This is a genomic window from Halopseudomonas aestusnigri (assembly GCF_002197985.1).
Taxonomy (GTDB): domain Bacteria; phylum Pseudomonadota; class Gammaproteobacteria; order Pseudomonadales; family Pseudomonadaceae; genus Halopseudomonas; species Halopseudomonas aestusnigri.
The window spans coordinates 81,882-89,015 of sequence record NZ_NBYK01000002.1; the positions used below are offsets into that span (position 1 = coordinate 81,882).

The following is a 7,134-nucleotide window of genomic DNA, read 5'->3' on the forward strand; positions in this document are numbered from 1 at the left end:
GAGTTTGGTGGGTGATGGATTCCGCTGTGGATGCTTTCACTGACCCGTCCAGAGTGCCGATGGCACTCCTTGACACGGTTTTTGACCGCTTGCTATAAAGCGGCTTCGACCTAAGCAGGTATGCTGACTGGCCACAGCTTTGCTAAGACCAAAAGCTTACATAATGACTAACTACTCATTGAACTAGATAAGGGGACTTAGAGTGAACAAGTCTGAACTGATTGATGCTATCGCCGCATCTGCCGATATTCCGAAAGCTGCTGCCGGTCGTGCTCTGGACGCCGTCATCGACTCCATCACTGGTGCTCTGAAAGACGGTGATTCGGTTGTTCTGGTAGGTTTCGGTACGTTCGCAGTGAAAGAGCGTGCAGCTCGCACTGGTCGCAACCCGCAGACCGGCCAGCCGATCGAGATCAGCGCTGCCAAGATCCCCAGCTTCAAGGCTGGCAAGGCTCTGAAGGACGCCGTTAACTGATCGCGTCCCTGATCTGATGTGACACATTCGGCACGTTTCGGATGTGTTTCGGGGGCGGTAACCAGGCTGCCAGTGATGGTGTCTCCAGCCGGTCCCGACAGTTAGCAGAAAGGCGCATCAATGTGATGCGCCTTTTTTGTTTGTTGGACAAATAAAAAAACGACGCCGGAACCATTCCGGAGGCAGATAGCCTTAGGGTCGTACTTTGTAGATGCTTTGGGGGCATGATGCTGCAAAAAATGAGGGACAATGCACAGAGCTGGGTCGCCAAGGTGATCGTCGGCATCATCGTGCTGATTTTTGCGCTGACAGGATGGGAATCCATCAACCGCTTCAGCAGCAAGGCCGATGAAGCAGCCGAGGTTAACGGAGAGCCGATTACCAAGCTTGAGCTGGAAGAGGCGGTCAGCCTGCAGCGTCGCCAGCTGATGCAGCAACTTCAGCAGATGGGTGGGCAGTTTGATCCCAGCATGATCGACGAAGCCTTTCTGCGCAGCACCGTGCTGGACAGCATGATCGAGCGTTCCGTGCTGATTCAGGGCGCCCGGGAAGCCGGCTTCGAAATCTCCGAGCAGATGATCGATCAGCTCATTCTGAGCACACCGGATTTTCAGGTTGATGGCAAGTTTGACGCCAACCGCTTTGATATCGTGATCCGCAACATGGGTATGCCCTCACGGATGGCCTTCCGTGATCTGGTGCGCCAGCAGCTGTTGATCACCCAGTTCCGTAACGGCTACGAAGCCACTGCGTTTGCCACGCCGGTCGAGGTTCGCCAGCTCAGCAACCTGGAAAACCAGACGCGCGATTTCGCCATGCTGGCCGTCCCGCTGGGTGAGATCGACGCCGACGTCAGCGATGCCGAAGTCGAGGCGTTCTACACCGCCAACGCCCAGCAGTTCATGACCCCCGAGCGCGTGGTGCTGGATACCCTGACCCTGGCACGCAAGGACTTCTTCGACCAGGTCGAGGTGGATGAAGAGGCCGTTCAGCAGCTGTATGAGCGCGAAATCGGCAACCTGGCCGAGCAGCGTCGTGCCTCGCACATTCTGGTTGAGGTTGGTGACGATGAAGCCGCTGCCAAGGCCCGCATCGACGAGGCTGCCGCACGTATTTCCGCCGGTGAGGATTTTGCCAAGGTTGCCGAAGAGATGTCTGATGACACCGGCAGCTCCCGTGACGGTGGCGATCTGGGCTATATTGTTAAGGGCAGCTTTGATCAGGCCTTTGACGATGCGCTGTTCGCCTTGCAGGCGGATCAGGTTTCCGAGCCGGTTCGCACCAGCTACGGCTTCCAGCTGATCAAGCTGACTGATCTCAAGGCGCCGGAGGTACCGTCTCTGGAGTCGATGCGTGATCAACTGGTCCAGGAGCTGAAAGTCGAGCAGGTTGAGCGTCGATTCGTAGAAGCGTCCCAGCAGTTGGCCAACCTGGCCCACGAAGCGTCCGATCTGAGCGAGCCTGCAGCGGCACTGGGTTTGACCATCGAGACCATCGGTCCGGTCGAGCGTCTGGGTGGCGAGGGTCTGGCAGCGAACCCGAAGGTCATGAATGCGGCGTTCAGCGATGACGTGCTGAACAACGGCTTTAACAGCGATCTGATCGAGCTGGATGCCGATACGGTTGCAGTTGTACGCGTTAAGCAGCACCTGACGCCGGAGCAGCGCCCGATGGCAGATGTTCGTGATGATATCCATGCACGACTTGCCACCACCAAGGCCGAGCAGGCTGCTGCGGCGAAGGCAGAACAGTTGATCGAGCAGTTGCGTGCAGATGCCCTGAGCATCGAAGCGGTTGCCGAACAGCAGGGTCTCGAGTGGCAGCAGCATGAAGCTGTGACACGCGGCGAGAACCAGATTGATCAGGCACTGCTGCGCAACGTGTTCGCGATGCCCAAGCCGGATGGCGATCAACCTGCCTACGCCAGCTTCAAGCGTGCTGCCGGTGGTTACTGGCTGGTTGCGCTCAAGGGTGTCTCGGTTGCCGAAGATGTACAGTCCACGGACGCCGGTTCTGATCCCTTCGCGCTGTTTGTCGCCGGGCAGTCAGGACAGCAGGACTTTGCAGCCGCCCAGCAGCAGCTGCGTAATGAAGCCGAGATCGAGCGCTACTGAGCGGGCGATCAAGGCTATGTGAAAAAAGGCGCTTCGGCGCCTTTTTTTGTTCTTCGCAGCGTTCCGGGGGTGAATGCAAATGCAGTTAACCGCAGGCACGGAGCCACTGTCCATGAGCAACGGCACCTGGGTTAACGTGCCGGAGACGGCGTTGCGGTGGAGGGTGGAGGCCAAGGCATCACCACCGAATTGTTGGCAACGCAGCGCTCGGTTCATGGGTACTGGCGGACACGCCTGCGGCTTAGTCCGCCCTACGGGTTGGTGCTACGCGGTAGGGTGGCGTAAGCCAAGGTATCTCCACCGAATCGTTGGCAACGCAGCGCTCGGTGCAGGTCACTGGCGGACACGCCTGCGGCTTAGACCGCCCTACGGGTTGGTGCTACGCGATAGGGTGGCGTAAGCCAAGGCGTTTCCACCGAATTGTTGGCAACGCAGCGCTCGGTGCAGGTCACTGGCGGACACGCCTGCGGTTTAGTCCGGCCTACGGGTTGGTGCTGCGCGGTAGGGTGGCGTAAGCCAAGGCGTCTCCACCGAATTGTTGGCAACGCAGCGCTCGGTGCAGGTCACCGGCGGACACGCGTGCGGCTTGGTCAGCCCTGCGGGTTGGTGCTGCGCGGTAGGGTGGAGTAAGCCAAGGGCGTCTCCACCGAATAGGCACCAAACCCTTTGCGCTTTACGGGCAAGGGCTCTGTGCTGGTGAGGGAAAAAAACCGCTGCGACCAATCGGGGGTGGCGCAGCGGCTAAATTCCAGGCAATCGTGTGGGGGGCCTGGATGGAGCAGGATTACTTCAGGGCAATGCTGTAGCTCAGGATCAGGCGGTTCTCGTCGATATCCCGGGTGGCGTCGGAGCGGACCATCGCATTACGCCAGCGCAGCGCGAGGTTTTTGAACGTGCCGCTCTGAACGGTGTAACTGACATCGATATCGCGCTCCCATTCCTTACCCTCGGTACCACCAACGTCGAAGTTGTCGCCGGTAACATAACGGGCAAAGGCGTTCAGGCCGGGGATGCCGAGCGCGGCAAAGTTGAGATCGTAGCGCGCTTGCCAGGACTGTTCGTCGGCCCGGGCGAAATCGAGAATCTGCACATAGTTGACGATGTACGGATCGGTTTCCGCCAGATACGGGAAGGCGGTATCGCCGTCGCTGTCCTGATAGCCAACGCGGAAGGTGTGGGGTCCGGTTGCTGCGGACAGTGTCAGCGAAGTCAGCTGATGATCGATCTTGAGCGGCTGATTACCATCATCGCCGCTGTCGAACCAGGCCAGATTGACGCCGAGCTTCCAGTCTCCCACTGGCTGGGTGTGAATCAGATTGACCAGATTCTGGTTGTAGACGTCCTGAAGCTCCGCGCGCCAGAGGCCAATGGTGGTGTTCTTGCTGTTGAAGGCGTAGCTGCCGCCAAGGTAGTTGAAGCGATCGGATGCGCCGCCAACGGTGGAGAGGATGTCCTCCCGGTTGCTGCTGTTGCGGTAGTTCACCTCGCGCAACTGGCCGGCCTGGATATCGAGATTCTCGATTTCGTTGATGGCGAGGCTGGCGCCGCTGAAGCTCTGGGGCAGCAGACGCGAGTCACCCGAACTGGCAATCGGCAGTTTTGGCATCAGGCCGCCAACCTTGAGTACCGAGTTGGACAGGCGGGCCTTGATTGCGGCCGTCGCCTCGCTGTAGCTGTCTGCGCCTTCGTCACCATAGGCATTGGCCAGCAGTCCGGAACCGGCACGCTCATCATCGGAGTCGAGCTTGATGCCAAGGCCTGCGTAGACGTCGACACCCAGGCCCAGCGGGCCCGGCGTATAGCCGGATTCTGCCTTGAAGATGAAGCCCTGGGCCCATTCCTCCGCCTTGGACTGTGCGCCGGGATCTCTGAAATCGCGATTGAAATAGAAGTTGCGCAGCTGCAGTGATGCGGTGGCATCGTCTGCGAATCCCGCAGCCTGTGCACTGCTGCAGGCGATCGCCGCGGTAACGGCAAGCGCAAGGGGAGTCACATGCTTCATTGTTATTCTCCTGATGTGAAGTGTGGCATGGGTTACGCCGAGGGAAATAAAGCACGCGACCGCACGCATGACCTTACGACCATCGTCGAACTGTCATGCGAGTGTCTTGAAATTGACCTGATGAAGTGGCAGCAGCGGCTCTGTGTCAGGCCCTGCAGGCCGCCAGGCTGGTGACCTGTACTTTAGTCTAATGCGAGCCCTGATCAGGACATGCCGTTGACAAAAGCGGGGTTGCTCATGTCAATCAGTGGACGAATGCCGGCCAGGGCCCGGGTGTAATGCAGCAGCACATCGAGGTTGTAATCCAGCCGCTGATGCAGGCGCTCATCGGCTGCGGATTCGGGTTCTTCGCCGTTCATGACGTGGTTAACATCGCGCACGATGAGATGCTCGGGGATGTAGCAAAGGCGGCAATTCTTGTAACTGGAGGCGCGCAATTCGCTGATCGGAAAGGCGCCGCCAACCCCGGCAGAAATGCCGCCCAGCATGGCCGGCTTGTGTGCCAATTGCGCCTTGCTTGCATAAAGGAAGAAGTTCTTGATCGCGGGGCACGCCATGCCATGCCACTCCGGGGCGAGGATGATGACGGCGTCTGCCCGACTGAGGCGTGCCTCGTATTCTTCCCAAGGGCCACTTTCGTCCGCCGGCCATAGCGGGAGAGGGGAGCGCCCCAGATCTATGATGGATACCGCGTCTGCTTCCAGATCGTGCGCTCGAATCAGGCGGTTGCGAATGAATCCGGCGACTTTGGCGGTTTGGCTATCAACCCGGCTGCTGCCGGCGACAATGACGATGTGATGCATGGCGGGCCTCTATTACAAAGTTGGAGGGTTACTGTACCCGATATGACTGCCAGGCCGCCTTTGGTCAGTGCTTTTTGACAGCGTCGGGGCAGTGGGGCAGAGTACGCGACCTTTGGGGCGCCTGCCTTCTGGCGTCGGTATGTGGTGGCCGTAAAGGGCGGCAGAGAAAACATGGGGAGTGTGCAATGAACGCAGTGGTAGCGGCTGTTGCCGTGATGCTGATACTGAGCCTGTGCCGGGTGCACGTGGTAGTCGCGCTGATCTTCGGCGCCTTGACCGGTGGCCTGCTGGGTGGGCTTGGTCTGGAAGCGACGCTGAGCACCTTCCAATCAGGATTGGGCAAGGGCGCAAATATTGCTCTGAGTTATGCCTTGCTGGGTGCCTTTGCCGTGGCAATCGCCAAGTCGGGCCTGGCGCACGCGCTGGCCGATAAGGGGCTGCGACTGGTAGATAGCCGCCGAGAGGGCAGCGGCACGGTACTCAAGCTGATGCTGTTGCTGGTGCTGTTGGGCGTTGCTATCTCCTCGCAGAACATCCTGCCTATCCACATTGCCTTTATCCCGTTGCTGGTGCCGCCGTTGCTGTTCGTCATGGCGCGCTTGCAGCTGGATCGTCGGGCGGTAGCCTGTGCGCTGACCTTTGGCTTGATTACCCCCTACATGTTCCTGCCGGTCGGTTTTGGCGGCATTTTCCTCAATGACATTCTGCTGGCCAATGTTGCCGAAAGCGGCGTTGTCGTGGACGGTGTCAATGTCATGCATGCCATGGCACTGCCGGCGCTGGGCATGTTGTTCGGTCTGCTGGTGGCGGTCTTTATCAGTTATCGCAAGCCGCGTGCCTACGATGAACAGCGGATCAGCGAGGTAGAGCGTACGGAAAGCAGTTACAACCCGATGTCGCTGCTGGTTGCGCTCGCCGCCGTGGTCGCAGCCTTTGTCATTCAGCTGTGGCTGGATTCGATGATCATGGGGGCGCTTGCCGGCTTCGTGATCTTCTCGGTGTCGGGAGTTGTGCGCTGGCGTGAGGCTGACGGTGTCTTCACCGAAGGCATGAAGATGATGGCAATGATCGGCTTTATCATGATTGCGGCCGCCGGCTTTGCCGAAGTGATGCGGGCTACCGGCGCCATCGGGACACTGGTCGACAGCTCTGCGGCAGTGATTGGCGACAATCGTGCGCTGGCGGCGCTGCTGATGTTGCTGGTCGGGCTGCTGATTACCATGGGCATCGGTTCGTCGTTCTCGACCATTCCGATTATCGCGGCAATCTATGTACCGCTGGCAATGCAGCTGGGCTTCAGCCCGGCGGCGATTGTTGCTCTGGTCGGTACCGCTGCGGCGCTGGGTGATGCCGGTTCCCCCGCGTCTGACTCGACCCTCGGCCCGACCGCGGGTCTGAACGTGGACGGGCAGCACAACCACATCTGGGACACCGTGGTGCCGACCTTTATCCACTACAACCTGCCGCTGATCATTTTCGGCTGGATTGCGGTGATGGTGCTGTAACGCATTGAGCTGAAAAAAAGCCCTGCTCGGGAAACCGGGCAGGGCTTTTTTGTGGTTCTTTGGCAAGTTTGGGGCAGCGTGACAAGGCGGCGATGCAGTTAAGCGAATGCGCGAATGGTCGGGTGTGCACCGGGGTTGGTCCCGTTTACGCGGGTGAGTAGCGCAGGGCTGGCGGGAAAAAGGACGGCAGCCTGTTTAAGGAGCGCAGCGACGAGTTCTGCCGGCCCCCGCTAGA

General features: G+C 59.4%; 5 protein-coding genes. 3 read left to right on the plus strand and 2 right to left on the minus strand.

What is annotated here, in order from left to right:
* Positions 1 to 202 precede the first annotated feature (202 nt).
* Both hupB and B7O88_RS04495 read left to right on the plus strand, forming a co-directional pair.
* A complete protein-coding gene (gene hupB, locus B7O88_RS04490; protein ID WP_088274022.1) occupies positions 203 to 475 on the plus strand; it encodes a nucleoid-associated protein HU-beta in 273 nt (90 codons plus the stop codon).
* A gap of 239 nt (positions 476 to 714) precedes the next feature.
* On the plus strand, positions 715 to 2,589 hold the full coding sequence (locus B7O88_RS04495; RefSeq protein ID WP_235005731.1) for a SurA N-terminal domain-containing protein: 1,875 nt from the start codon (positions 715 to 717) through the stop codon (positions 2,587 to 2,589).
* A gap of 784 nt (positions 2,590 to 3,373) precedes the next feature.
* Here B7O88_RS04495 and B7O88_RS04500 read toward each other — a convergent pair.
* Both B7O88_RS04500 and B7O88_RS04505 read right to left on the minus strand, forming a co-directional pair.
* The gene (locus tag B7O88_RS04500; RefSeq protein WP_088274023.1) at positions 3,374 to 4,591 is read right to left on the minus strand and encodes an OprD family porin; all 1,218 of its coding nucleotides are present in this window, start codon (positions 4,589 to 4,591) and stop codon (positions 3,374 to 3,376) included.
* A 203-nt stretch (positions 4,592 to 4,794) separates the two neighbouring features.
* Complete coding sequence (locus B7O88_RS04505) at positions 4,795 to 5,394, minus strand: NADPH-dependent FMN reductase (protein WP_088274024.1); 600 nt, start codon at positions 5,392 to 5,394, stop codon at positions 4,795 to 4,797.
* A 185-nt stretch (positions 5,395 to 5,579) separates the two neighbouring features.
* On the opposite strand from B7O88_RS04505, the gene B7O88_RS04510 reads away from it, so the two are divergent.
* Positions 5,580 to 6,899 (plus strand): Na+/H+ antiporter family protein, encoded by a 1,320-nt coding sequence (locus tag B7O88_RS04510; RefSeq protein ID WP_088274025.1) that lies wholly within the window; start codon positions 5,580 to 5,582, stop codon positions 6,897 to 6,899.
* The last annotated feature ends 235 nt before the right edge of the window (positions 6,900 to 7,134 follow it).